This is a genomic window from Sulfurimonas sp., from assembly GCF_016744025.1.
GTDB lineage: Bacteria > Campylobacterota > Campylobacteria > Campylobacterales > Sulfurimonadaceae > Sulfurimonas.
The window spans coordinates 380-3,359 of record NZ_JADGFC010000197.1 but is presented as its reverse complement, the minus strand read 5'-3'; the positions used below and the strand labels follow the sequence as shown (position 1 = coordinate 3,359).

1 protein-coding gene is annotated in these 2,980 nt (G+C 26.0%); it reads left to right on the top strand.

What is annotated here, in order from left to right; translation table 11 throughout:
• On the top strand, positions 1-2,980 hold a 2,980-nt coding region (locus tag QZZ48_RS15040), incomplete at both ends, for a transporter substrate-binding domain-containing protein (RefSeq protein ID WP_294967074.1).

Below are 2,980 nucleotides of genomic sequence, written 5' to 3'. Positions count from 1 at the left end.
ACATTAATTATTACAGGTGATAAAAACTACGCTCCATATACATACTTAGATGCAAAAGGTGAACCAAAAGGTATGCTTGTAGACATCTGGAGAGAATGGGCTAAAGCTACAAACTCAAATATAAAGTTTGAATTTACAGATTGGGTAGAAAGTATAAAAGCTGTTCAAAATGGAAAAGCTGATATTCATAGTGGATTATACACAAACGATTTTAATTTGTATGAAGCAAAGAAAATACATACTACGAGTGTATCACTATTCGCAAAAAATGGTTATACAAAAAAATTAAATAAACAAAGAGTAGGTGTTATTGATCCTTATTATGGAGAAGAACTTAAAAAAATGTACCCAAATGTTAAGCCGGTAATATATAAAAATTATGATTTGCTATTTAAAGATATGAATAGTGATAAATTAGAACTATTTTTTGATTCCACAGAAGCAGTTCTATATGCTAGTAGAACAACAGATTTAGAAGCATTGGCAGAATTAATTTCATTTATTAGCAAAATAATTCACAGTATACAGCAAGAAAGAGGTGCCTCATCAGGTTATATTGGTTCTAATGGTAAAAAGTTTGAATCAAAGTTAAATAATATTGAAAAAAATACTGACGTGGCAAAAGATGAGTTACTTCATAGTATAAAGTTGAATTATAAGTTATTAAAAAACTTCACAGAAATATTTTACTATGATTTTTTTAAAGATCTTTTTAATGAACTCTATACTGTAAGAGAAGATGTTAAAGACTTACGATTAAGTTCTGCAAAAACTCATTCAACATATACTAAAATCATTTCATTGCTACTTTTAAAAATATCTGAACTGACAGATAAAGTTGAAAATAAAAAGTTAATGGATGATCTACATCTATATTCAACAATTCTAATGTATAAAGAGAGTATAGGACAAAAAAGAGCAGCCTTGAACACACTTTTTTTTGAGAATTCTTTCTCTAAAGATACATTTAAAGACTTTTTAACTTCTGATACACAAGAGAGAATTTATTTAAATAATTTTTTACATAATGTAGATGAAACTACAAAAAAATATTACACAAATACTTTAGATTTAGAAGTGCTTAAAAAAGTAAAAAATTATGAACAACTAGCTATAAAAAAATTTAATGGAGAAATTGTTAATGTAGATCCTGAAAAGTGGTCTGAAAGTGTAACTAGAAAAATTAATTTAGTTCAAGAAGTAGAGCTTAGTTTTTTTAATGATATATTAGTTAAAATAGAAGATATTAAATGTGAAAATCTATCTTCATGTATGACAAGAAATCCATATATGATTCTTCCTTTAAGTAATGAATTTTTCTTCCCCATGCGTCCTGCTACATATGATAAAACATTAATCACTCAAATTAATAATGGTTTTAGTCAAATACCAAAAAATAAATATTATTCAGTATTTACTTTAGATGAACTAACTTGGATCGAAAAAAATAAAAATATTAAAGTTGGAGTTGAACAGTGGAATCCTATTGTTTTTTCAAACAATGGAAATGATATAGATGGTATAGCTGGTGATTATATTAAAAAAATACAAAATATTACGGGTATAAACTTTGTAATTATTCCAGGTATTTGGGAAGATCTTTTAAGGGATTTCAAGAATAAAAAGATTGATGTGCTACCTGCAACTTACTATACGAAAGACAAAAGCGTTTATGGATTTTATAGTAGTGCTTACTTTAAGGTAAAAGATTATATTTATGTCAAAGATGAAATAGATAATATTAAATCATTAAAAGATTTAAGTGGAAAAAAACTTGCAATAATTAAAGGATATGGAACAATATCTAAAATCAAAGAAAAATACCCAAAAATTAAAATTGTTTTAACATCGAGTCTAAACGAGTCTATTAATATGTTATTCAATCAAAAAGTTGATGCTATATATGAAAGTGGAATTGTATTTGAAAAAAAGATAAAAGATGAGTTCATTCCAGGAATTAAAGGCTTTCCAACAATATCTTTTAAAGCGCCTACACTTCACTATTTATCTAGAATAGATGAACCTCTTCTTCATTCAATATTAGAAAAATCTTTAAATCATATTGATGAAAAAGAGAAAAAACAAATAAATGAACATTGGTTTATACAGTCTTTAGTAGAAAAGAAAAGTGATGTTCTTAATATTGCATTGTCATATGATAAAGCTCCATTTATGTTTAGTAAAACAAGTAATAAAGGCATAGAAGCGGACTTAATTAGAGAAATCTTAGAATCAGAAGATTACAAGGTTGAGCTTCATCAAATGTCAAGGCTAAATATGGCTAAATTATTAGATATAAATCCTGCTTTTGATGCTATCTCATTACCTTTAAAAGTAAATGATAATATGTTTTATAGTGATGATTTTATATCTTATGAGAACTATGTAATTACACGTAAAAGTGATAATATTAAACTTAATAAGCTAAATGATTTGAAAAAAGTGGATTTTGTTGCATGGAAAGAAGCCTACAATGATTTAGGTGAAGAATTTTACAAATTATTTAATCCTGATAATGGACTTTCTAGATCTAAATACAATGATAGGGTATCACAAAAAGATCAGCATAAATTATTTTTTTCTAAAAAAATAGATGCAATAGTTGTTGATAAAACAACCTTTGAATGGTATAAAATGTCTATGAAAATAGATGATGAATATAATTATCATAAACTATTCCCTCTATCTAAAAGTTATCCAGTTACCTTTAGATCAGAAAAAGTAAGGGATGACTTTAACAAAGGATTAAAAAAAATAAAAGATAGTGGAAGATATGAAGAGATAGTTAATTTTTATCTCACACAGGATATTCGCCCACTACTTAAGTACTCAAATATGATAGCTGATATATCTGGTATATTTATATTTACTGATAAAAAGAAAGAATTGGACAATATTTTGAATGAATTTCTTCAACATCCAGATGTGCTTCATATTGAGATTTTTGACATTGTTAATAATAAAATATTTACTTCTTTAT